General features: G+C 58.1%; 19 protein-coding genes. 12 read left to right on the top strand and 7 right to left on the bottom strand.

The genetic code is table 11. The features are described from left to right. Positions 1-25: 25 nt before the first annotated feature. A complete protein-coding gene (locus C5O24_RS01575) occupies positions 26-934 on the bottom strand; it encodes a helix-turn-helix domain-containing protein (protein WP_107681363.1) in 909 nt (302 codons plus the stop codon). A gap of 367 nt (positions 935-1,301) precedes the next feature. Between C5O24_RS01575 and dapF the strand changes: the two genes are divergently transcribed. The 3 genes from dapF (at position 1,302) to C5O24_RS01560 (ending at position 5,657) form a co-directional block, all read left to right on the top strand. Beyond that, on the top strand, positions 1,302-2,123 hold the full coding sequence (gene dapF / locus C5O24_RS01570; protein ID WP_262497743.1) for a diaminopimelate epimerase: 822 nt from the start codon (positions 1,302-1,304) through the stop codon (positions 2,121-2,123). A gap of 15 nt (positions 2,124-2,138) precedes the next feature. After that, positions 2,139-3,371, top strand: coding sequence for an LL-diaminopimelate aminotransferase (locus tag C5O24_RS01565; protein ID WP_107035053.1), 1,233 nt, complete (start codon positions 2,139-2,141; stop codon positions 3,369-3,371). A gap of 99 nt (positions 3,372-3,470) precedes the next feature. Further along, on the top strand, positions 3,471-5,657 hold the full coding sequence (locus C5O24_RS01560) for a glutamine synthetase III family protein (protein WP_107035052.1): 2,187 nt from the start codon (positions 3,471-3,473) through the stop codon (positions 5,655-5,657). A 159-nt stretch (positions 5,658-5,816) separates the two neighbouring features. Here C5O24_RS01560 and C5O24_RS01555 read toward each other — a convergent pair whose 3' ends face one another. The 4 genes from C5O24_RS01555 to C5O24_RS01540 form a co-directional block, all read right to left on the bottom strand. Further along, on the bottom strand, positions 5,817-6,650 hold the full coding sequence (locus C5O24_RS01555) for a DUF3298 and DUF4163 domain-containing protein (protein WP_107035051.1): 834 nt from the start codon (positions 6,648-6,650) through the stop codon (positions 5,817-5,819). A 279-nt stretch (positions 6,651-6,929) separates the two neighbouring features. Beyond that, positions 6,930-8,768 (bottom strand): hypothetical protein, encoded by a 1,839-nt coding sequence (locus C5O24_RS01550; protein ID WP_107681362.1) that lies wholly within the window; start codon positions 8,766-8,768, stop codon positions 6,930-6,932. 26 nt (positions 8,769-8,794) lie between these two features. Continuing rightward, the gene (locus C5O24_RS01545) at positions 8,795-10,414 is read right to left on the bottom strand and encodes a RagB/SusD family nutrient uptake outer membrane protein (RefSeq protein WP_107035049.1); all 1,620 of its coding nucleotides are present in this window, start codon (positions 10,412-10,414) and stop codon (positions 8,795-8,797) included. 21 nt (positions 10,415-10,435) lie between these two features. Then, positions 10,436-13,651: a SusC/RagA family TonB-linked outer membrane protein gene (locus C5O24_RS01540; RefSeq protein WP_107035048.1), complete on the bottom strand. Its 3,216-nt coding sequence runs from the start codon at positions 13,649-13,651 to the stop codon at positions 10,436-10,438. A gap of 299 nt (positions 13,652-13,950) precedes the next feature. Here C5O24_RS01540 and C5O24_RS01535 point away from each other — a divergent pair, with 299 nt between their 5' ends. The 7 genes from C5O24_RS01535 to C5O24_RS01505 all read left to right on the top strand — a co-directional run bounded on the left by C5O24_RS01535 (position 13,951) and on the right by C5O24_RS01505 (position 19,723). After that, a complete protein-coding gene (locus tag C5O24_RS01535) occupies positions 13,951-14,757 on the top strand; it encodes a biotin--[acetyl-CoA-carboxylase] ligase (RefSeq protein WP_107035047.1) in 807 nt (268 codons plus the stop codon). A gap of 129 nt (positions 14,758-14,886) precedes the next feature. Beyond that, complete coding sequence (locus C5O24_RS01530; RefSeq protein WP_107035046.1) at positions 14,887-15,273, top strand: hypothetical protein; 387 nt, start codon at positions 14,887-14,889, stop codon at positions 15,271-15,273. A gap of 73 nt (positions 15,274-15,346) precedes the next feature. Further along, complete coding sequence (locus C5O24_RS01525; protein WP_107035045.1) at positions 15,347-16,612, top strand: SU10 major capsid protein; 1,266 nt, start codon at positions 15,347-15,349, stop codon at positions 16,610-16,612. Positions 16,613-16,615: 3 nt separating this feature from the next. Further along, positions 16,616-17,179 carry a hypothetical protein gene (locus C5O24_RS01520; RefSeq protein ID WP_107035044.1) on the top strand — a complete coding sequence of 188 codons (564 nt, stop codon included), beginning with the start codon at positions 16,616-16,618 and terminating at the stop codon, positions 17,177-17,179. 3 nt (positions 17,180-17,182) lie between these two features. Further along, positions 17,183-18,649 (top strand): portal protein, encoded by a 1,467-nt coding sequence (locus C5O24_RS01515; RefSeq protein ID WP_107681361.1) that lies wholly within the window; start codon positions 17,183-17,185, stop codon positions 18,647-18,649. A 147-nt stretch (positions 18,650-18,796) separates the two neighbouring features. Further along, the gene (locus C5O24_RS01510; protein ID WP_107681360.1) at positions 18,797-19,234 is read left to right on the top strand and encodes a hypothetical protein; all 438 of its coding nucleotides are present in this window, start codon (positions 18,797-18,799) and stop codon (positions 19,232-19,234) included. A 48-nt stretch (positions 19,235-19,282) separates the two neighbouring features. Further along, positions 19,283-19,723: a hypothetical protein gene (locus tag C5O24_RS01505; RefSeq protein WP_107681359.1), complete on the top strand. Its 441-nt coding sequence runs from the start codon at positions 19,283-19,285 to the stop codon at positions 19,721-19,723. A 16-nt stretch (positions 19,724-19,739) separates the two neighbouring features. Here the strand turns inward: C5O24_RS01505 and C5O24_RS01500 are convergent, their stop codons facing one another. After that, a complete protein-coding gene (locus tag C5O24_RS01500; RefSeq protein ID WP_107035040.1) occupies positions 19,740-21,008 on the bottom strand; it encodes a peptidase U32 family protein in 1,269 nt (422 codons plus the stop codon). Positions 21,009-21,034: 26 nt separating this feature from the next. Continuing rightward, complete coding sequence (locus C5O24_RS01495; protein ID WP_107035077.1) at positions 21,035-21,784, bottom strand: nitroreductase family protein; 750 nt, start codon at positions 21,782-21,784, stop codon at positions 21,035-21,037. Positions 21,785-21,860: 76 nt separating this feature from the next. Between C5O24_RS01495 and C5O24_RS01490 the strand changes: the two genes are divergently transcribed. Together C5O24_RS01490 and C5O24_RS01485 are read left to right on the top strand one after the other, a co-directional pair. After that, positions 21,861-24,395, top strand: coding sequence for an adenosylcobalamin-dependent ribonucleoside-diphosphate reductase (locus tag C5O24_RS01490; RefSeq protein ID WP_107035039.1), 2,535 nt, complete (start codon positions 21,861-21,863; stop codon positions 24,393-24,395). A 4-nt stretch (positions 24,396-24,399) separates the two neighbouring features. Further along, on the top strand, positions 24,400-24,894 hold a 495-nt coding region (locus tag C5O24_RS01485; RefSeq protein WP_275541801.1), incomplete at its 3' end, for a carbohydrate-binding module family 20 domain-containing protein.

The following is a 24,894-nucleotide window of genomic DNA, read 5'->3' as shown; positions in this document are numbered from 1 at the left end:
TCGCCAATAGTCTGTCGGGGATCTGTCAGCTGCGCTGAAACTGCGTGGGCGACATGCCTGTGAGGTGCTTGAAATATTTGCCGAACGACGACTGGTTGGTGAAGTTGAGTTCATATGCTATCTGCTGAACGTTCTTGCCGGAGAAGCGCAGCAGGTTCTTGGCCTCGAGTATCACATAGTCGTCGATCCAGGCCGATGCCGGCCGTCCGGTGGCTTCTCTGACCACTATCGACAGATATTTGGGCGATATGAAGAGTTTAGACGCATAGAAGCTGATGGACCGCTCTCTGCGGTGATATTCCCTGACAAGCTGCATGAACTCCTTGACATAGTTGTGGCGGCGTGTCGAAGGCCGCTCTGCCGACGAGTCATCGGCCACCTCGCGACGCTTGCCGAACTGCATGAGCTGATAGAATGCGGCCGCGATGACGGATCGGGCTATAGACCGGATGAACACGGCCTCGGTGTTGCCGCGCGTATTCTCCTTAACAAGTGCAAAATATCGCCTGAGCAGCATCATCTCTTCGGGCGTAAGCAGCATCAGCGGCGAGTGGCTTCCCGACACTCCAATGGAATTGAGCGTATTGATATCCAGGTTTATGTCGCGCATGAATTCATGCGATACGAAAAACAGGCATATATCGAAGTCGCCATCGTCGATATGCCGAGGCTGAAATAGACTTTCCGGCCCGACAAGCAGCACAGAGTCGGGTATCATACCGTAAGTGGCAAGGTTGACATCGACCGTCATCCTGCCCTTGAGCATCAGTATTATCGCCAGCCCGGTCACACGCGTCGGCGTCCCCGAAAGAATACCCTCGATCGGCAGCCTGTCGAAGCGTGCAAAAAAATAGTCGTCGCCAAAATTGCTGAAATCGGAAGCGTAGCGCTGAAGATCCTGCTTCTGTGAACGACTGATTTCATGATCCATCATAACGTATGAATTCGGTTACGTGTGTTGACACAGACTACTCACGCAGCCTTGAGGCGCAACGTGAGGCATAATTGAACGCAAGCCGGACCATCCATCCGACCGCACAAAATTAATATTTTTGTAACAAACGGCAACATTTTGCAGCCAAAACTGCCAAAATTCAAACTTTTTTACCAAATAAATCTGCCAGAAAACGTTTACTGTCATACAACGAAAACGTTAAGCCAAGGCACTAAACCGTCAGAAGAAGCCGTCAAGGATGCAATGAGTAGATTTTTTTTGCGTTAAAAAATGGTCGTCCGACGTCATTTCTGAATTATTTGATTAATTTTGCGCCTTAATTTTTACGAATTTCAATTTTCCTGCTGTGGAAGAGATCAGATTCACAAAGATGCACGGCATCGGCAACGACTACATCTATATTGACTGCATGGAGTCGGAACCGGAATCCCCCGACACTCTGGCGAGGGAGATATCTGACCGCCATACAGGCGTGGGCGGCGATGGAATAGTGATGATCTGTCCGTCGGACAAAGCCGACTTCAGGATGCGAATATTCAACGCCGACGGTTCGGAAGCCCGGATGTGTGGCAACGCCTCGCGCTGCATAGCCAAGTATGTGATAGACCAGGGGCTGACCGACCGCACCGACCTCACTCTCGAAACACTTTCAGGCATACGCCGGCTGATGGCCCGCAAAGGGTCCGACGGCAAGGTGGAGAGCGTCACCGTCGACATGGGACGCCCGGAGGTGGGTGTCGTCGACACCGAGGTGGCGCTGCCCGACGGCAGCCGTCACAGACTGACAGCCGTGTCGATGGGCAATCCCCACGGAGTGATATTCACCGACGATCTTTCCGACGCAATGGTGCTCGGCCACGGCCCGGAACTTGAAAGACACCCGATGTGGCCCGACCGCGCCAATATAGAGTTTGCACGCACAGATGCACCCGACCGGATAACGATGAGGGTATGGGAACGCGGTTCAGGCGAGACCATGGCCTGCGGCACCGGCGCCTGCGCCACACTGGTGGCGGCGGCAACCAACGGACTGGCCGGTCGCAAGGCCGAGATAAGTCTGCCGGGCGGCCGGCTGACGATAGAGTGGCTGCCGGAGAGCGAAGGGGGTCACGTGATGATGACCGGGCCGGCCACAGAAGTGTTTACCGGCACTTATATCAGAAACTGACACACGATTTACACAATGGTACATATCAACGATAATTTCACCAAGCTTCCGTCGGCCTATCTCTTCTCCGACATAGCCCGCAAGGTGGAAGCGTTCGCCGCGTCTCATCCCGGCGAGAAGATCATCAGAATGGGTATCGGCGATGTGACCCGGCCGATATGCCCCGCAGCCTCGGAGGCTCTGCATCGCGCCACCGCCGACGAGAGCGAGGCGGCGACATTCCGCGGCTACGGTCCGGAACAGGGCTATGGCTTCCTGCGCGAGGCGATAGCCGAGGGTGACTACCGCAGCCGGGGAATAGAGGTGAGCGCCGACGAGATATTCGTCAGCGACGGCGCCAAGAGCGACACCGGAAACATAGGCGACATACTTGCGTCCGACACACGGGTGGCTATGACCGATCCGGTGTATCCCGTATATATCGACACCAACGTGATGGCCGGACGCGCCGGCACACTCGGAAGCGACGGACGCTGGAGCCGCATCATATATCTGCCGGTGACGGCCGGGAACGGATTCGTGCCCTCGCTGCCGTCGGAGCGGCCCGACGTTATCTACCTTTGTTTTCCCAACAATCCTACCGGCACCGTGCTCACCCGCAGCCAGCTGAAAGTGTGGGTGGACTATGCGCTCCGGGAGGGTTCGCTGATATTGTTTGACGCCGCCTACGAGGCCTTCGTCAGCTCTCCCGAGGTACCGCGCTCGATCTATGAGATAGAGGGCGCGCGACGTGTGGCGATAGAATTCAGAAGTTTTTCCAAGACAGCGGGGTTCACCGGCCTGCGGTGTGGCTACACGGTGATACCGCGCGAACTTTGCGGCCTTGCTGCCGATGGCAGTGAGGTGAGCCTGCACCGCCTGTGGCTCCGGAGGCAGACCACGAAATTCAACGGCGCATCGTATCTTACGCAGCGCGCCGCCGAGGCGATCTACTCCGAGGAGGGGCGCCGTCAGGTGGCTGAAACGATAGCCTACTACAAGCACAATGCGTCGACACTGCTGACATCTCTGCGCGAAGCGGGTCTGGAGGCCTATGGCGGAACCGACTCTCCTTACATATGGCTGCGGACTCCCGACGGCATGACGTCGTGGGGCTTTTTCGACATGCTGCTGGAGCGCTGCCGCGTGGTGGGCACTCCGGGTTGCGGATTCGGCCCGTCGGGCGAGGGCTATCTGCGTCTGACAGCGTTTGCCACCCATGAGGCGACAGCCGAGGCGGCAAGCCGCATCGCGGCGCTCCGCCTATAGAAAAAAAATCAGGCTGACAATCATGACAAAAGACCCGGCCGGTAGATAGCTCGAAAGCCGGAACAACAATAAATATTAACCGTTAAAGCTAACGAAAAGATGGAATCATTGAGATTCAAAGTGGTCGATGAAGCGTTTAACCGCAAGGCCGACCCGGTGGAAATCCCGAGTGAAAGACCCGAAAAGTATTACGGCAAGTATGTGTTCAACCGCCAGAAGATGTTTGAATACCTGCCTGCCGACACCTATCAGGCGCTCTGCAGCGCAATCGACAACAAACAGCCTCTGCAGCGTGAAGTGGCCGACAGCGTGGCCGAAGGGATGAAGCGCTGGGCGCTCGACAACGGCGCTCGCCACTATACCCACTGGTTTCAGCCTCTGACCGAAACCACCGCAGAGAAACATGATTCCTTCATAGAGCACGACGGCAAGGGCGGAGTGATCGAATGCTTCAACGGCAAGCTGCTCGTGCAGCAGGAGCCCGACGCGTCGAGCTTCCCCAACGGCGGCATCCGCAACACCTTCGAGGCCCGCGGATATTCGGCATGGGACATATCGTCGCCGGCCTTCATCATAGGCAACACCCTGTGCATACCCACCATATTCATATCCTATACAGGCGAAAGCCTCGACTACAAGACTCCCCTGCTCCGCGCGCTCAACAGCGTTGACAAGGCGGCAACCGCTGTGGCGAAGATGTTTGATCCGGATGTGGAGCATGTGCGCACGTATCTTGGCTGGGAACAGGAGTATTTTCTTGTCGACGAGAGCCTTTACTCGGCGCGTCCCGACCTGATGCTCACAGGCCGCACCCTCATGGGGCATGAATCGGCCAAGAACCAGCAGCTCGAGGATCACTATTTCGGTGCCATACCTTCGCGCGTGGAGGCGTTCATGCTCGACCTCGAGATAGAGTGCCACAAGCTCGGCATTCCCGCCAAGACACGCCACAACGAGGTTGCCCCAAACCAGTTTGAGCTTGCGCCGGTATTCGAGGAAGCCAATCTGGCCAACGACCACAACCAGCTGATCATGTCGGTGATGGCCGAGGTGGCGCGCCGCCACCACTTCCGCGTGCTTCTCCACGAGAAGCCCTTCGCCGGCATCAACGGTTCGGGCAAACACAACAACTGGAGCCTCGGCACTGACAAGGGCACCCTGCTCTTCGCTCCCGGCCGCAGCCACACCGACAATCTGCGATTCCTGACCTTCACGGTCAACGTGATGGCGGCCGTACACCGCCACAACGCCCTGCTCAAGGCATCGATAATGTCGGCCACCAACGCCCACCGTCTGGGCGCCAACGAGGCTCCCCCGGCCATCATATCGATATTCATGGGTTCGCAGATAGCTGGCATACTTGAGCGCATCGAGCACTCCACCAACGCCGAGCTTACCAATCTGGCCGCACGCAAGGAGCTGGAGCTGAACCTGAGTCAGATACCGGAGATCATGCGCGACAACACCGACCGCAACCGCACTTCGCCCTTTGCCTTCACCGGCAACAGGTTTGAATTCCGCGCCGTCGGCTCTTCGGCCAACTGCGGCGCCGCCATGATAGCGCTCAACGCAGCCGTAGCCGAGCAGCTCATACTCTTCAAGAAAGCCGTCGACGAGCGGATGGCCTCCGGCCTGAGCCAGAACGACGCGATACTTGAGGAGATCCACATCCTGATCAAATCGTCGAAAGCGATACATTTCGACGGCAACGGCTACTCAGACGAATGGAAGGAGGAGGCTGCCCGCCGCGGTCTTGACTGCGAGACGTCGGTGCCGCTGATTTTCGACGCTTATCAGCGCAAATCGTCGGTGGATATGTTCCGCACCACGGGAGTGTTTTCCGAAGTGGAGCTTGCGGCCCGCAACGAGGTGAAATGGGAGATGTACACCAAGAAAGTGCAGATCGAGGCCCGTGTGCTCGGCGATCTGGCAATAAACCATGTGATACCGGTGGCCACGCAGTATCAGTCGATACTTCTCGACAATGTGCTGAAGATGCGTCAGGTGTTTGGCATCGACCGCACGGATCTCACCGCCTCGGTGACCGACTCGATCGAGAAACTCACCCAGCACATCACCGTCATACGCGAGGAGGTGGCCGCGATGGTCGACGACCGCCGTGTGGCCAACCGTCTGGAGTCGGAGCGCGAGAAGGCTCTGGCCTACCACGACCGTGTGGTGCCCCACATGGACACTATCCGCTATCATATCGACAAGCTTGAGCTGATGGTCGACAATGAGATGTGGCCTCTGCCCAAATACCGCGAGCTGCTTTTCATACGCTGACGCGCTGCCTGCAATATAAAAAAAATCCACGCCCGGAGAGCCAAGAGCCTTCGGGCGTGGATTTTTTCGGGGGGATCGAAGTAATCAGAGCTATCGAAGTAATCGTATATTCTGTCGGAGTAGAGAGGAGAGAGTAGAGAGAAGAGAGTGAGAGCGGGATCAGAGGTGGAGGGAGGGGTCGAGAAGGGGGCGGAGGTCGTCCATGGGGATGGTGCAGGAGGGCATACCGGCTGCGTAGGGTGCGATCTCATATTGCTGGTAGATGACTTCGAGTCCGCGTGGCGTCAGTGCCGGGCCTGCGGCGGGAAGCTGTATCTCCGACGGACTGACCAGGAGCATGTCGGCCAATGCCTCGGTGGTCGACACCTCGAAGTATTGCTCCATGAGCGCGCGGCGTATCATGTCGAGCAGCTGGGTCTGCTTGCCGGGAGCGATCAGCGAGTCCCATGTGATCTGCCGGCCTGAAGGGAGGGCGAACAGAGCAGGGATGACGTATGCCGAGCCGTGGGCGCCTCCTTGGTAAGTGTAGCCGCTGAAACTGAACGTGGCGTAGCCCGGGGTTACGGCCACGGTGTCGGCGGAGTAATCGAATGTATAGGACATATCTCTGTCGGGCATTTCGGAGCGCATGGAAGCGAAATCGCGAGCCGACATGGCCAGAAGCGAATCGGCCACTTCACGCGCCACCGACGGGACCGACTCAGCTCCGGAGGCAGTGAAGGCCGTGGGGCCATATTCTCCGGCCGATGCCGCCGACATGACGTCGGCTATCCACTGACGGATGGAGTCGGCCGCGGCATCTCCTCCTACAGGATAGACGAGCCGGATATTGACCGATGCCTGCGATCCGTCGCGGCTGACCGAGTCGGCAAGCGCTATTGAATCAAGCGGCATATATGCCGACGGATCGGTGGCCGGCGCTGCGCTGCGGTGCCCGCAACCAGTGGCTACAGCTGCAAGTGCCGGGATGACAAGATGTCGGAAGAAGTTCATTTAGAAGTGGATTATAGATTAACAAACGGTAAGTAACTCTCAAAAATCACTAATAGCCAATTTTGCGAGTCATTAATTTCTCACAAGTAGAAACATCGCAAAATTACAGAAAGTTTCCCTAAACGGCAAAATCATACCCTGGGCTGAATGCCTCGAACGCAAAAAGGAGGAAACAGACAGAGGGGCTGCATCGCATGACGCAGCCCCTCAACAGGTATAGAATGCTTGTCCAACACACTGACGGCATCAGATCCGACACCGTCACTGCATATAATCGATTCAGAGTGCCTTGACAGTATATGTCTTTGACATAGGCTTACGAACTTTCACAGGCATACCGTGGTCTGCAACCTTAGCTGCGGGCTTGGCCGAAACCGCGTAAGGCACTTTGACAGAAGAAACCGAAGCTTCTTCTTCATCGTCGGCTTTCGGATCGAGATCAAGGATCGCACACTCTTCGTTCCATGCGCAACGCCACAGATATTCTCCTGTTGCAGGATCTACGCCATTGTAAATACCTACACTTTGAGCGGGGAACACGAACTTGGTGCCATCGACAAGCTTACCGCTTTTAGCGCTTCCGACTGCAAAGCCCATGCTTATGGAAGAGGGCTCTACCACAACATTATCGGGATCGGTAGCATCGATGTAAACGTAGAAGTGACCGCGATCGCAGGGATAACCGTAGTAATCTCCCACTGTGGTTCCATCTTCGTCAAGCTCTGTTGCATACGGTTTAACGATACGGTAGTAACCGGGGTATTTGATGCTTTCCTGAACGGTAACGAACCACTGCATGGGCTGACGCGTGATCAGACCTGCGAAGAATGCATCGCTGTAAAGAGCCTGCACAGGCACTTCCTGGTCGTCAACGACCTTAGTAACAGTCTTCCATCCTGCATTCCAGTCGACAGTCTGCATCTCATAACGGAATGTATAGACATACTCGGTCTGCGCCTCTCCGGCGGCATTGACCGGGAGGATGACAACGGTATAATAACCGGTCGTGGTCATCTGGATCTCAAAGCTTCTGCCTGCGCTGTAGAGGCTTTCCGTATCAGCTGCTATAGCGGCCTTTATATCGGCGACTTTCTGGGCGATATCAGCATTGCCAAGCGCTCCGGGATAGATGCGGAAAGCGTAGTTGGCAACATCAGCGCCCTTGACAACATTGAGTATGGCATACTCCTTGCTGTCTTCGCTTACGAACGAACCGTCGTTGCTGACCATCATCTCATAGTCAGGGTATCCCGGGAGCTGCATATAGTCGAAGCCATCCGGGCCAGTCCATCCAAGCTGTCCTGCACCCTTGTCCCAGAAATAAGCCATATTTATGGTCATCAGTCCTGTAGCCTGGTCGAAGCGGCTTGTTTTCTCATAAGGAGTCGAGTCAAGCCCGCCAGCCACTTGCGTGGTGAAGGTGTACAAATCGCAGATCTGAACCTCATATTCTCCATTCTTGGCGCCTGTAGCCTGACGCGGAACAGTAACGATGTTGGTTTTCTTATTGAGCTGCACAAGTATCTCTTTTGGGAAAAGAGTTCCGGCAGCGAACTTGAACTCCTGAAGATCCGGGTTGACAAGCGACGTACGTGTCATAACAGGCTGCGACTCAGTAAATCCGAAAGCAGAGCATGTGTATACAGCCTCACCGGCTTTAGTCCATGCGGTCCAGGGAGCATACTGCAGCGTGATGGTCTGCTGCGACTTGCCGTAAGGAGTCAGATCAGCGCCCTCGATGGCAAGGCTGATGGTATATTTGGTTTCCTGCTGTATCTTCGAGAAGTCGAAGTCGATGGAGATGGGAGCAGTAGCCGATCCGTCGGCAAAAGCAGCCACGCTCGACACGGTGAAGATGTCGGTAGCCTCTCCGCCTACTGTAGCAGTGGCAGTGACAGGCACGGTGATGGCACCCGAAGTGTTGACGCGCTCGACGTTGACAGTGACGGATGTCTGGTTTTCCTCGATGTCGACAGCGGACGGTGTTGTAGTGGGGAAATAGACCTGCGGCGTGGAGAGCTGCTCTGCGGGATCATATTTCACCTCGTCGGTGCAGGCACCGAGTCCCCACATAGTGAGGGCCAGGGCCGGCAGAGCGAGTATTTTGTTGAATTTCATATTCTAAAAAGTATTATGATGCTTGATTAGTATTTGAGCGAGGGGTAGCAGTCAGAGGGATCGGGGTTGTTCCAGTCCTTGACAGCCTCGTTGTTGTTGCCTTCGGTTTCAACGATACAGAAGTTCATCCATGCGGGACGTGTGGTGGTGTTGAACTGTGCCGACTGCTGGAAGTTGGTACCTTCGTAGCCGCGGACAACTGGCTTGTTGAGACGCTTGTAGTCGAAGAAAGTCTGTCCCTCGCCCCACAGCTCGATGCACTTCTGGGTGAAGATCTCGTCGATAATACCGTCCTTGTCAGTAGCACGGCAGGAGTAAACATTGTAACGATATGTCTTCATGAAGTCCTCAAGAAGCTGCTTGCCCTGCGCGGGAGCGGTGTGAGCCACGGCCTCGGCCTCGATGAGATACATTTCCTCGATACGCATCAATGGCAGACATGTAGCCGATCCGACATTGTAATCGTCAATGTTGCCGGCTCCGGGACGGAACTTGAACGAAGAGTAAGCGGGAAGCGTAGCTGCGAAAGCTGCATCGATAACCGGTTCCTGGCCAGCCAGAACAGAACCTTCGGGAGCCTTGTATGAGAGCTTGCGGAAGTCGCGGTCGCTCATCTTGTTGTAGAGAGCGACGCTGATCATGTTGTAGGGACCTGCCGCGGCGTAGCCGTACTGCGCCTCGTTGGATGCCCATGCGGTCCAGTTGAGGATGCCCGACTGCACGCATGCGTCCTCTTTCATAGTCTTGGCGCACCACATCCATGAGCGTCCGAGCTGGGAGTTGTTGAATCCGTCGGTGGTGCTGAGCCACTCCTCGCGGGTCAGCGGAGCGTACTTGCCGGTGTCGATGGCCTTGCGGGCATATTCGGCAGCCTTGGGATAGTCTTCAACCCACATGTATGTGCGGGCCTTGAGTCCGTAGACCACGGCGATGTCGGGGATGTTGTGCCAGTCGTCGGAGGTCTGAACGCCGGAAGCGATGAGCTGCTCGGCCTGGTCGAGGTCGCCGATGATAAACTCGAACATCTGCTGACGGGGCACGCGGGGATTGTTGCGCGACTCGGCCTCGGTGGTCTTCTCGGTAACGATGGGCACGGTAAGTCCGGCTACGTCGTTGCCGTTGAGGTTGACAGAGGATGTTCCGTCGTTGGGCAGGAACTCATATACGCGAGCCATATCGAGATATGTCGACGCACGGAAAGCGAGTCCGGCTCCGTAGAAGGTCTTCTGCGCCTCGTCGGCAGTGGCGAGATCAAACGATGCCATGAGGTTGTTGCATGTGAGCACCTGTTTGTTGTAGAAGTTCCAGTACCACTGCGTGCGCATATACATCGGACCGATATACTGATTCTGCTCCCATGCAGAGAACCAGTCGTAGCCCGAAGCGCAAACTGCGAAATCGGAGGTCATGACGTCGCGGACATGCATAAGCGCGCCGTAGCCCCAGTCGTAGGCCTGACCGTTGTCCATGATGTCGAATGTATTGTAGTAGGCCGGCATAGCCCAGAGGAGGGCCTCGGTGGCCTTGGAGGAAGCGGCCAGCTGATCCTGTGTGGCTCCGCTGGTGGGGAATGTTTCCTCAACGCAGCCGGTAAGCGCGGGCGCTACGACTGCTGCAGCCAGTAATGACTTGAATATGTTGTTCATTGTGTAATTCGTTTGAAAAGTTTAGAACGTCACTGTCAGGCCACCGCTGAGTGTGCGGATGGGCGCATAGTAGGTGTTGTTGATAGAGCCGCTGAGCGACTGACGGGGGTCGATGCCCTGACGCTTTGTCCAAAGCCATACGTTCTCGGCCTGGAAATAGACACGGAGTTTTGTGAGGAACATCTTGGCAGTGATGTTCTGTGGCAGCGTGTATCCGAAGTTGATGGTGTTGAGGCTCAGGTAGTCGGCGCTTTCGAGGAAACGGTCGGATGTCGAAGTGGCGTAGAGGTCGCCGTACTGCAGACGCGGTATGGAGCTGGAGGGTTTTTCGGGAGTCCATGCCTTGAGTATGTCGGCATGCCAGTTGTAGCCTTTCGAGCCTGAGGTGGGATTGCCCATGAAGAGAGCGTACTGGCCGTCATAGACCTTGCCGCCGATCGAGTAACCGAAGTCGAGCGAGAGGTCGAAACCGTAGGCGGTCAGCTGCGTGCCGAATCCGCCGTAGACCTTAGGCAGAGCGCTGTCGAGGATGAAGTAGTCATTGTTGGTCAGCTTGTCGTATGAAACCTTTTCAAGTTCACCGGTAGGCTGTTTGTTTTCGTCAAGGACCTTGTGGTAGTAGAGAGCTGTACCGTCCTCCTGACTGACACCTGCGTAGCGGTACATGCGGTAGCTGTAGAGGGGAAGTCCCTCGCCGTAGAAGTGGGTGCCGGATGAATATCCGCGATATCCGTCGATATCCATCGTCTTACGCTCTTCGGGGAGGTAGGAGATCTTGTTTTTGTAGTAGGTAAGGTTGGCGTTGACGCTCCAGGTGATGTCGCGGGTGTTGATGATTGTGCCAGTGAGGTCGACCTCGACACCGGTGTTGGTCATGTCGCCGATGTTGTCCCAGTAGCCGGTGTAGCCGAACGACGGGGGGAGGGGGAACCATGAGAGCATGTCGGATGTCTTGCGGTAGAAGCCTTCGATGCTACCCGAGAGGCGCGAGTTGAAGAAGTCGAACTCGACGCCGCCGTTGAGGTTGCCGTTTTTCTCCCAGGAGATATCGGGGTTGCCCTTGGTGGCGGGGGTGGCTGCGGGCATGCCCGAACCGTTGATGATGTTGTAGGTATTGGTGTAGAGGAAGTTGTTGATATTATCATTACCCTGTTCACCGTAAGAGAACTTGATTTTCAGCATGTCGACCCACGAAACGTCGAAGAAGCTTTCCTTGGATATGATCCATGCTCCGCCGGCACTCCAGAAGTTGCCCCAGCGGTTGTCGGGGTGGAAGCGCGATGAAGCGTCGCGACGGAACGAAACCGATCCGAAGTATTTCTGAGCGTAGTTGTACTGTCCGCGGAAGAGCCAGCCTTCGTTGTTGTAGTAGGTGCGGTAAGATCCAGACTCACCCGAGAGGATAGCTCCATCGAGTTCGTCGTTGGAGGGATCAAACATATTCGAGCGGTTGGCCGAGAGGTAGTTGTACTTATCCTGATAGAACTCGTGGCCAACGAGGGCGGTCACTTCGTGCACGCCGTTGAACATGTGGTTCCAGTTGAGGAGCTGCTGGAATGTGGTGCTCAGACGGTGGGTGGAGGTCTTGGTGACTATACCGTTGGATGAAGCGTATCCTCCGTAGTAGGGGTTGGTGATAGAGCTGTAGCGTGTTTCGTTGTAGTCAACCGAGTTGTTGGATGTAAACTTGAAGTCCTTGAGGAAGCGGATTTCCACGAAACCTGAGCCGCTGAGAGCGTTGCCGTTGTATTTGTTGGTATCGAGAATAGTGCTGGAGATAGCGTTGGACTGTCCGAACACGGGACGCTGGAGTCCGGCGTTCTCTCCGTCGCCGTAGTCATAGCGCTTGATGCCGTTCTGGTCGATAATGATGTCCTTCTGTCCGTTGCGGATGAAGAGGGGGTAGATGGGAGCTACCTCGGTGGCTGCAGCGAATATGTTGCCCGACGAGTTGCTCGTTCCGTCCTCCGACATGCGCGATGCGGAGTAGTGTGTGTAGCTCATGCTTCCGCCGAGTTTGAGCCACGACTTGGCCTGTGTGTCGGCCGAGAGTCGCCCGGTGAAGCGTTTGAATCCGGTGTTTGGTGTGATACCTTCGTTGTTGAGGAATCCGGCCGATGCATAGAATGAGGTCTGGTCGGTGCCGTTGCTCACGCTCATGTTGTACTCCTGACGGAGGCTGTTCTTATATGAAGCGTCGAGCCAGTTGTCGGGCTCCATCCAGTATTCCTCACCGCGATACGAGCGCATGTAGCCTTTTGTTGCGGCGGGGTTGAACTTACCGTTCTCACCCACGAGATACTGTCCCTGAGGTGCGGTGTAGGTCTGATACCAGAGACCGTAGTCGTTGGCTGCGGTGAGGTTCTGGTTGGCCCACTGGTAGGCCGCCTGCGAGCTGAGCTGCATCTTGTCCATCGCGTAGCGGTTGAGGGAGCTGTAGTAGACCTCGTAGTACTGACGGGGATCCTTGATGAGGTCGTAGTCCTGTGTGGCACGTGTGTTGGCGCCCCATTTGGCGTCGACTGTCACAGTGGCACCCGTTCCGAGCTGTCCTTTTTTGGTGGTGATGAGGATGACACCGTTGGCACCGCGGGCACCATAGAGCGCGTTGGAAGCAGCATCCTTAAGCACAGTCATCGATGCTATATCCTGCGAGTTGATGGTGTTCATATCGCCCGAGAAGGGTGCTCCGTCGACGATCACGAGCGGCGCGTTGCCGGCGTTGATCGAAGAGATACCACGGATACGGATAGTGGGTGTGGTGGTGCCGGGAGCTCCTGAAGCATTGGTGAGCTGCACTCCGGCCACTTTCGAGTTAAGGGCGTTGAGCGCGTTGCTGACCTGCGACTTCTCGATCTGCGAAGCGTCGATGACGGCGGCCGATCCGGTGAATGCCTCCTTAGTGGCTGTACCGTAGGCCACGACCATGACTTCGTCGAGTCGGTTTTCGGCATCGTCGAGCTTGATGATCATCTTGTCGGATGTGATGTCGACTTCAGCAGTCTTCATGCCGACGTAGCTGACTTTGAGCCGCTTCACATTGGCACCGACTTTAAGTGTAAAATTACCGTCGATGTCGGTGGAGCATCCCACGCCCCCTCCTATCGGAAGGACAGAGGCGCCTACAAGAGGCTCGCCGTCGCCGGCGTAGATGACCTGACCCGTCACGGTGCGTTCCTGGGCGGAAGCAACCGCAAACATAGCCACGGTCATGAGTAACAAAAACAACTTTTTCATACTAAAAAATAATTATACAATATGTGACTGTCAATACTGGTCAACACCGGAATCCGCGTCACGCGGCTGAATCCGTGCTCCTTGCCGTCAGCGACGGAGCGGAGCGAAACTTCCGCGACACCCGGCTACAGAGAGACGTGAAAATGTGTCAACGAAAATTATCAAAGCGCAAATTTAATCGTTTTTAATAAATCTCGCAAGGACACAGCGATAAATTCTCCGATTTTAACAGTCAATTCTTGAAAATTGTAATTTTTCCGTAATTTTGCATATATAATACAATTCATTCAACGTAGAAAATGCACGAATCATACCGACACGCAAAGAGCGCTCAAAGCGCCGGCCCGTCCGCCGGCGACAGCACACATCAGGCACTGCTGACCATCATGGACGAGGCCGGCTCGACCAACAGCGTCATGACCGAGACCGACCGCCGCGAAGCGCTGCCCCACGGCTACGCCATCATGGCGCGGCGCCAGACTGCCGGACGCGGACAGCGCGGCAACAGCTGGGAGAGCGAGGCGGGACAGAACGTGACACTGTCGGTGATGCTGCGTCCGGAGGGTGTTGAGGCCCGCGAGCAGTTCATGGTGTCGGAAGCTGTGGCGATAGCCACGGCCGGTGTGGTCGCCGAGCTGACAGGGGTTCAGGCCGAAGTGAAGTGGCCCAACGACATCTACGTCGGCCAACAGAAGATAGCGGGCATACTGATAGAATGCGGACTCGAGGGCGGACGCATAAGCCGCGCCATAGCCGGAATAGGGCTTAATGTAAATCAGAGCGTGTGGCGGAGCGATGCCCCCAATCCGGTGAGCATGCGTCAGCTCACAGGGGAGGAGTATGATACGGCCGCAACAGCCCGGCTTCTGGTGGAGCGCGTGGCGCGGCTGACGGCCATGCTCCCTGCCGGTGCCGACGAGATAGAGCGGAGCTACGCCGCGAGGCTGTGGCGCCGCGAGGGCCGGCATCTGTGGGAGGATGCGGCGAGCGGCGAAGTGTTCAGAGCCGGCATAGCCCGGGTGGAACGCACCGGGCGGCTGATACTCGACAACGGGCGGGAGTATTGGTTCAAGGAGGTGAAGCAGGTGATCCCGGAGCTTCCGTGAACCCAATCATGACCCGCTGCAAGGGATCGACCGAGAACCGACAGACGCGACAAACGCGCAGAGAAAAGGGGGTCGACGTGGAGTAATTTTGCATTGTCAACGCATAACAACACAACACCACGAACGACTATGAAAGAAGAACAGACCGAAGAACAGGCCAAGGCCACAGGGGAGAGCCTGCAGCTGACAGAACCGCAACCAACCGACAACGAGAATCCGCCCGCCGACAGCACTCCACCCGAGGCTGACGGAGTCGCACCGGGCACAGAGGCCACACCGACGACCGGCGACATGAAACTCGCCGAGGTGGTAAGGATGATAGCCGAGGCCGAGAGCAAGGGATATGAACGCGGACGCCGTGAGGGAGCCGAGGAGGAGAGAAAACAGCTACAGCACCGGAGCCACCGCTCGATGTGGGAGGACCGTCATCTGACCGACGCCGAGGAGGAGCGACAGAGCCGACTGGAGATTGACAACGAATTCCTGACCCGCATACGACCTACGGCATGGGACTGACCTGACGGCATCACGATCTCTGCCAAAAACAAAACACACCTATTTAATAATACGACTAAATCCAAGAACAATTATGGGAGAAATTTCTGTGAAAGCCGACGGCATGGCCGGAGGCACCCACGTGGCCGACGGCCCGCTGACCACCGTGAACATCCGCGAAGTCTCGGGCGATCTGCTTCGCAACGACGTAGACAGCCGCGTGGCGCGCGTCAGACCGATGGCCACTCCTGTCGACCAGATCTCGCGCATGATAGGCGCCCGCCGCGCCGCGTCGATGGTGGTCGACTACTATTCGGTCGACACCAAGGCCCAGAGCGCCCGCGGCATAGGCGACCTGAAAGCGCTCAACGACCAGCACGGCAGCGGCCGCACGGTGTATGAGATAGCTACCGACAACGACAACATCTTCGCCCCGACCGACACTATAATGGTGATGGGTGCCAAGGGTGTGGCCGACAGCTCCGGCGAAGCGGCTCCGGCGCTGGTGCTCTACGTGGTGGGGCGCGGCGAAGGCGGTCAGGGACTTCACGTGATAGCCGTCAACGCCGGAGAGAGCGGCGAAACCGACGAAGAGATCAACGGCAAGACCCTCGTCAGAATGGGACGCGCCGCAGCCGAGCTCGATGTGCAGACGCCTCAGTTCGAAGCCCTTCCGCGCAAAGCCCGAAACTACTGTCAAATATTTAAGGCTCAAGTGGAACAGAGCATTCTCGCCCGCCAGAGCGCCAAGGAAACCGGGTGGACTTTCAGCGACCAGGAGGAGGTAGCGATCATGGACATGCGGCTGGGCATGGAGAAAAGCTTCCTATTCGGCACCAAAGCCAGAGTGACCGACCCGCTGCGCTCCGACGAAGTGCTCTTCACCGGCGGCATCTGGAACCAGGCCGGAAGCGACTTCAGCTATACGACCATCAACGAGAATACTCTGATAGACCTGATGAAGAGCGCGTTCACAGGCACCAACGCCGGCTCGGGACGCAAAGTGCTGCTGGCCGGAAGCGAACTGACAGCCCTCCTCAACAAGATCAGCTACACCCGCGTGGCGCAGGCCTCCGACAAGGTGACCCACTGGGGGATAGACTTCTCGGAGATACGCTCGAAGTTCGGCTCGCTCTACGTGATCCATGCCGAAGTGTTCGACCAGTGCGGCCATGAGTACGACGGCCTGGTGATCGACCCCGAGTATCTGGTGAAGTACGTGCACGTACCCTTCAAGGTGGAGCGCCTCGACCTGCGCAAATCGGGACAGCGCAACACCGAAGCCGTGGTAGCCACCGAAGCGAGTTGTCTGGCTCTGCGCCATCCGAAGTCGCACGTCAGAGTGACCCGCAGCGTCTGACCTATGGCAGTCACGATCAGACTGACCGAAGATGAACTCCTGCAGCGCGTGAGACTCGCGCGCTGCATGGAGCCTTCGGGCGACGCAGACGGAGAGACCGAGATAACGCGCGAGGACGCCCCGGTGGCCGACCAATGGCTTCGAACCACATTGCGGATGCGCTACGAAGAGATGATGACCGACGCCGACGCGGCTGATCTGCCGCTTACCGACTGCACGACCACGGCCACACTCGCCGCACGCGCCGACGACCATTCGAGCTGCGACCTGTATATGCCGGCACGCGCCATAAGAGCCGCCACCGTGAGGCTGCGCGGATGGAGAGCCGACGCACTCATGACCACTCCGGAGAGCGAGGCGGCCGCCGACCAAGGCAACCCCTACGGCCGCGCCGGGCGATGCCGACCGGTGGCCGTGGATCACGGCGGAGGGCATCTGACCCTATATGGCGATTATGACGGCGACAGACCCGCGGCCGAGCGTATAACGGCCGTAGTGATGCCACCCGACGGAGAATATCTGCTCACCGCGGCCATGCTCCACTCTCTCGCCGAATGTTGTAATTAAAAAATGATGACAATGCATAACGACGAAAACGCACTGAAACTCGCTGCGACGGCATGGATGGCCGGAAGCACGCTGCGCGAACAGCGCCGGCGGCTGAAACGCTACACCTACGGCGACCAGTGGTCGGATCCGGTCAGACTCCCGTCGGGGCTGACCGTCAGCGAAGGCGAGGCAGCCGGAAACGGAGGCGAACGACCGATGACAAACAATCTCATAAGGCAGCTCGTGAAAAGCGTAGTGGGACTTTACCGGCGTGACTTCTGCCAGAATGACTGCGGCACCGACGCCACGACAGCCCGCCGCAACAGCCTGCGCGAAATGGATGCGAGAATGCTTGAAGAATTCCTGATATCGGGATGCGCGGTGCAGCGCGTGGTGGCGGAGAAACGGCTCGACGGCGAGGGGGTGTGGGTGGACAATGTCAGTCCCGAACGCTTCTTCGTCAACCGCTACCTCGATCCGCGCGGCGCCGACATAGAGGTAGCAGGGATGATCCACGAGATGAGCCTTCGGGAGCTGACCGTCAGACTCGGACGCCACGACACCGCCCGACGCCGTGCAATAGAGCGGATATATCTAAACCCTGACATAAACCGAGCTGGCCGAAGCGACACCGGCTACAGTTCCGAAGCCATAGAGGAGATGATGCGCCCCTCATCGCCCGGCCGGTGCAGAGCCGTGGAGCTATGGACACTCGAAACACGCAGCATCACACGCTGCTATGACCCGGAGAGCGGGTCGGCGTTTGCAGTAGATCCGGAGGAGGAAGCCAAACTCCGTCGCATAAACCGCCGCCGCAAATCACACCGCACCGCTACCAAACCGAACAACACACACCGACCCATCAGCTGGAAGCGCTGCGACACCCTGCGGTGGCACTGCCGGTGGATAGCCCCCGACGGCACGGTCATGGCCGAATACGACTCCCCGTGGCCGCACGGGCGGCATCCGTTCGCCATAAAGATGTATCCGCTGACCGACGGCGAGATCCACTCCTTTGTGGAGGATGTAGTGGATCAGCAACGCATCATCAACCGCATGATCACGCTGATGGAAAAGATCATGAGCGTATCGGCCAAGGGGGTGCTGCTCTTCCCCACCGACCGGCTTCCGTCCGACCTCAGCTGGGCCGATCTGGCCGATCTGTGGAGCCGACCCGGCGCCATAGTGCCCTTCAAACCGTCGGAACGCTCGTCGGAACCACGGCAGCTCACCACGTCGGGCGACTGCGGCGCCCAACAGATGCTACAGATCCAGACCTCGATGCTCGAACAGATCTCGGGAGTGAACAGCTCGCTGCAGGGACGCGACACCACCGGCAACACTTCGGCCGCCCTCTACGACGCCCGCACACGAAACGCCACCACCGCACTGATAGACCTGATAGAGGCATTCGCTACATTTGTCGACTCGCGCAACCGCCTCATCGACGGCATACAAAGCGAAACAAGAACAGAGACCTACGCCTGACAAGCAAGAAAAAACATCACATCGGCTACACTTATTTATCTGTTTTAACACGGTAGTGTCGGATTATCGCCCATGCCGTGACGTAACTTTGCATCACCCGACATCACAACCACACACCCTTTACACCTTTTTCACACGTTCAAGACTATGCCAACCACACACCGACCCAAGGATCAGACTCTATCGCCGCGCGACCGCGACTTCATAGCCGCCTGCCGCACGGTGGTGGAGTCGGCCCGCGGCGGCTCGCTCACAGCCGCCGAGATAGCCATGAAGGCCTCGCGGATGCCGGCGCCGTCGTATTATCTAAGCCATGAACAAGCCATGCGCCATCTTCACCGGCCGACGGTCAGCTCCCGTCGCCGACGTCGCGAACATCCGTCGACCGCGAGCCGCCGCGAAGAGATCGAGCGCAAAGTGGCTCTGCTGCAACAGAAACGCGGAATAGGGCGCGGCGAAGCGCTTGCCCACGTGCTTGCCGGAGGCGCATCGGGCTTCTTCATCGAGCCATCGACCGCCCTGAGGCTATATCAGCGGATAAGACAGCGGCGACGCTCCCTGCGACGCACAGAACCGATCACCTGACAGAGAACACATCACCAACAGCTCCAGAAACAATTAAGCCCCCAGACAATGACAGGAATCTCAATAGACGCAATCATATCGGAAATACTGGCCGACAACGCCCTCAGAAGACGCCTTGGCCGATCAACTCCCGGACTGCTCACCCCCGACAACCGCGAGGCGCTGGCCGTGACGGCGAGAGCTGCGGCAGCACAGACCGCAGCCAGTGCGGCGCCATACATCACCGTGGTATCCGACGACGGAGAGATCATAGCCATAGACACTCCCGAGTCGCTCAGCGACGCCGAACGCGGACTGACCGCACGCCTGATCACGCACGCCGCCGGCCGCCGGACACTGGCCGGGCTATATGCAGGCAGCGATCCGGAGATGGCCGCCTGCTACACACAGTCGGCCGAGGCGAGCGAATCGGTCATGCTCGCCATGCTTGAGCGCGCAGCCTCCGCAGGGAAAGAGCGTGCGGCAGTGATCGCAGGGCGGATATACTGACGGATATCGACAGGTGTCACTTTTCGCCGCTGGCCGCAGCCATAGCGGTTTGACGCCATACATACAGACGGTCGGAAGGCCTGACACGGGAAGGGAGAGGGATGGAGAATGCCTCTCCCTTGACCGTTTTATCGACCGGCCGGAGATCGACGCGGATCTCGCTCACGGTGGTGATCAGCGCTCCCGTGGCAGGCCCGGTGATGACGATCTCGTCGCCGACACACAGCTCGCCTGCCTCCATTATGAACTCCCCTACACCGATGCGCGGGAACCACTTCACCGCCTTGGCCGCATAATGCTTGACACGCGTGGCCGACGAACCATACTTGCCCGACCACTCTCCCAGACGCCGGCCGAGATAATAGCCGTCCCAGAAATCGCGGTTGAACACCTTGCGGAGATCGGCTGTCAGAGAGTCGACCAGCGTCCGGTCGTAGACTCCCTCGCCGCACAGCGCGCGCAGCGCGCGGTCGTAGGCACTGACCACGGTGGCCACGTATTCGGGTCCGCGGGCGCGTCCCTCGATTTTCAGCACCCTCACGCCCGCATCGGCCAGACGGTCGAGAAAGCCGATCGTACACAGATCCTTGGGCGACATGATATACTGGTTTTCGATGTCGAGCTGGTCGCCTGTCTCGCGGTCGGTGACCGTGTATGACCGGCGGCATATCTGGGTGCATGCCCCCCGGTTGGCCGACGAATTCATCTCATGCAGGCTCAGGTAGCACTTGCCGCTGACAGCCATGCAGAGCGCCCCGTGGCAGAACATCTCGATACGCACCGGCTTGCCCGACGGGCCGAGCACAGGTCGCGAGCAGATCTCGCGGTAGATGGCCTCCACGCGGTCGAGCGACAGTTCACGGGCGAGAACGACAACGTCGGCCCACTGCGCATACATCTCCACCGCCTCGATGTTGGAAATATTGGCCTGCGTGGAGATATGCACCTCCACGCCCTTGCTCCGGGCGCAGGATATGGCCGCCGGATCGGCCGCAATTATGGCCGAGATGCCCGCCTGGGCCGCAGCGTCGACAATATCGTGGAGCAGCGGTATGTCGTCGTCGTAGATGATAGTGTTGACGGTAAGATATGTCTTCACCCCCGCATGAGAGCAGAGCGATGCTATGCGGCGGAGATCGTCGAGAGTGAAATTGGCGCTCGACCGCGAACGCATGTTGAGCCCCTCCACTCCGAAGTAGACGGCGTCGGCTCCGGCCCTGATGGCCGCCTGAAGCGACTCATAGGAACCCACGGGCGCCATTATTTCAAAATCCTGACGTTTCATTGTCGGTGTATGTGCGTTAGTGATGTTCAGAAATTGATGCCGGCCTTGCGTATAAAAGCCGCAAACGACTCCGAGAAGCGTTCGTTAGACTCCCGCGGATAGCGCACCCGGGCGAATACCTGCGCGAGATTCTCAAGCGAGTTTTCCTCGACGAACCGCCGCGAATCCTCGCGGGCCTCCTTGGCAGCATACAGTTCGCGGAGACGGGAATCGGAGAAGTCCTCGTAGCTCTCCTGATGCATTATGGCCTCGACAGGCAGGCGTCCGGGATCGGCGGGACACTCGTCGGGATAGCCGACGGTCACCGTGGTGACGGGCACCACGAGCTGCGGCAGCGACAGAGCCTCGGCTATTTCGGGAGCATTATAGGTAGTGGTGCCGAGATAGCATGTGCCCAGCCCGCGGCCTTCGGCCGCCGTGCACAGCTGCTGTGCGAACATCGCCGCATCGAGCACACCGGCGAAAAACATCTGCAGATTGTCGAATCCGGCTTCGGCGCCGGAAATCTCACACCAGCGCGTGAAGCGGCGCAGATCGGCGCACACCGTGACCGCCGCCTGACATCCCTGAAGCTGCGGCTGCCCGAAGTGCATCGGAGCCAGCCGGCGCTTCATTTCGGCCGACCGCGTGACCACCGCCGAATAGAGCTGCATATTGCCGGTGGTGGGGGCATGGGAAGCCTCTTCGAACAGCTCGCGCAGAGTGTCGTCGGACAGCTGACGGTCGGAATAACGGCGCACAGTGCGGCGCCGTGTGAAAAATGTATCTGTAGGCATAAGCATCTTTTTGTCTGCAAAGTTACTCAATTATTTCGTAACTTTGCAGACCTAAAAAACACAACCCCCTCAAGCAGTGGAAAAGAACACCTACACCTACGACGAGGCCTATGAGGCCACCCTTGAATATTTCGGCGGCGATGAGCTTGCCGCCCGCGTATGGGTCAGCAAATATGCGCTCAAAGACTCCTACGGCAATATCTATGAACGCACTCCGGCCGACATGCACCGTCGTCTGGCCGACGAGATCGTGCGCATCGAGAACAAATATCCCGAGCCGATGCAGCACGAGCGCGTGACCGAACTTCTCGACCATTTCCGCTACATAGTGCCCCAGGGCAGCCCCATGACAGGCATCGGCAACAACTATCAGGTGGCATCGCTGAGCAACTGCTTCGTGATAGGCCTCGACGGCAATCCCGACAGCTACGGCGGCGTCATCAAGATCGACGAGGAGCAGGTGCAGCTCATGAAACGCCGCGGCGGTGTCGGACACGACCTCACCCACATACGTCCCAAGGGCACGCCGGTGAAAAACTCGGCGCTGACCTCGACGGGTCTCGTGCCGTTCATGGAACGCTACAGCAACTCCACCCGCGAGGTGGCCCAGGACGGCCGACGCGGCGCCCTGATGCTGACTGTCAGCATCAAGCATCCCGACTCGGAGAAATTCATCGACGCCAAGATGACCGAAGGCAAGGTGACCGGCGCCAACGTGTCGGTGCGCATCGACGACGCCTTCATGCAGGCCGCCATCGACGGCACCACCTATTGCCAGAGCTTCCCCACCGACTCCCCCGATCCGGAGATTACACATCAGGTGGATGCCGCCCGGCTCTGGAACAAGATAGTGCACAACGCCTGGAAATCGGCCGAGCCGGGAGTGCTCTTCTGGGACACCATCATACGCGAGTCGGTGCCCGACTGCTATGCCGACCTCGGCTTCCGCACCATCTCCACCAATCCATGCGGAGAGATACCCCTCTGCCCCTACGACAGCTGCCGCCTGCTGGCCATCAACCTCTACTCGTATGTCGACGGCCCGTTCACCGACCACGCACGATTCGACTTCGACAAGTTTGCGGCACACGTGGGCGCCGCACAGCGCATCATGGACGACATAATCGACCTTGAGGCCGAGAAGATCGACGCCATAATCGAGAAGATCGCATCAGACCCCGAAACAGCCGAGGTGAAGCAGACCGAGCTTGCCCTGTGGCAGAAGATACGCCGCAAGACCCTCATGGGCCGACGCACCGGAGTGGGCACCACCGGCGAAGGCGACATGCTCGCCGCGCTGGGTCTGCGCTACGGCACCCCTGAAGCGACCGACTTCTCCGAACTCGTGCACCGCTCGCTCGCCCTGGCCGCCTACCGCGCATCGGTGGAACTGGCCCGCCAGCGCGGAGCATTCGAGATCTACGACACCGAACGCGAGAAAAACAACCCCTACATAATGCGCCTGAAAGAGGCCGATCCGCAGCTCTACGCCGACATGGCCAAGCACGGACGGCGCAACATAGCATGCCTGACCATAGCGCCCACAGGCACCACAAGCCTCATGACGCAGACCACATCGGGCATCGAGCCGGTGTTCATGCCCGTCTACAAGCGCCGCCGCAAGGTGAACCCCAACGACACCGACGTCAGGGTGGACTTCGTCGACGACAGCGGTGACGCCTTCGAGGAATACATCGTGTATCATCCCAAATTCCTCACATGGATGCAGGCCGCCGGCATAGAGGTGCGTCAGGACTACACACAGGAGCAGCTCGACGAAATAACGGTCCGCTCGCCCTACTGGAAGGCGACTTCGAACGATGTCGACTGGCTTGAGAAGGTGAGGATGCAGGGACGCATCCAGAAGTGGGTGGACCACAGCATATCGGTGACCATCAATCTGCCGTCGGACGTGAGCGAGAGCCTCGTCAACCAGCTTTACGTAGAGGCATGGCGCTCGGGATGCAAGGGATGCACCGTCTACCGCGACGGCTCGCGATCGGGTGTGCTCGTATCCATCGACAAAAAGAAAGACACGGCGGGAGCTGCCACACATGTGCCCCACGCGGCCAAGCGCCCGATGGAGCTGGAGGCCGACGTGGTGAGATTCCAGAACAACAAAGAAAAATGGATCGCCTTCGTGGGTCTGATGAACGGACGCCCCTACGAGATATTCACCGGCCTGGCCGACGACGATGACGGCATTTTCTGCCCCAAGTCGGTGACCAAAGGCAAGATCATAAAGGCTGTCGACGAAAAGGGCAACAAGCGCTACGACTTCCAGTTTATCAACAAGCGCGGCTACAAGACCACAATCGAGGGACTGTCGGACAAGTTCAATCCCGAATACTGGAACTACGCCAAACTGATATCGGGCGTGCTGCGCTACGACATGCCTATCGACCAGGTGATCAAACTCGTCGGCGGACTGGAGCTCAACTCACAGTCGATCAACACATGGAAAATGGGTGTGGAACGCGCCCTGAAGAAATATCTCCCCAACGGCATGAAAGCCTCGGGTCAGACCTGCCCCAACTGCGGCCAGGAAACCCTCATCTATCAGGAAGGCTGCCTGATATGCACATCGTGCGGCACCTCTAAATGCGGATGAGGCCATGAAAGTAAGATTCCACATCCACTACCACACCCGGTGGGGCGAGCAGATAGCTGTCAGCGGCAACTGCCCCGCACTGGGCAACGGTTCCCCCGGCGCCGCACTCATCATGACCCACACCGGCGACGGCCACTGGACGGCCGAAGCCGAAATCGAAGCTCCGGCCTCGCTGAGCTACTCCTACCTGCTGATGTGCGACGGCGTCAGCCTGCCGGTGCGCACCGAATGGGGCTTGCCACGCACCATAGCGCTGCAGGGAGGGCCGCTGTCGGTCGAAGACCGGTGGCACGACCGTCCGGCCGACGCCCCGTTCTACTCCTCGCTGCTGCGCGACGTCGTCAACCGGCGTCCGACACACCCCCGCAACGACATGGCGGGCAACCTCACCCTGACCATAGAGGCTCCAACCATCGATCCGTCGCGGCGCCTGGCCATATCGGGCAATCTGCCGCAGCTCGGCCGGTGGAATCCCGAATCCGCCCTGCCGCTCGACGAC

The organism is Paramuribaculum intestinale (genome assembly GCF_003024925.1).
Classification (GTDB): Bacteria; Bacteroidota; Bacteroidia; order Bacteroidales; family Muribaculaceae; genus Paramuribaculum; species Paramuribaculum intestinale.
This window is presented reverse-complemented; position numbering and strand designations above follow the sequence as displayed.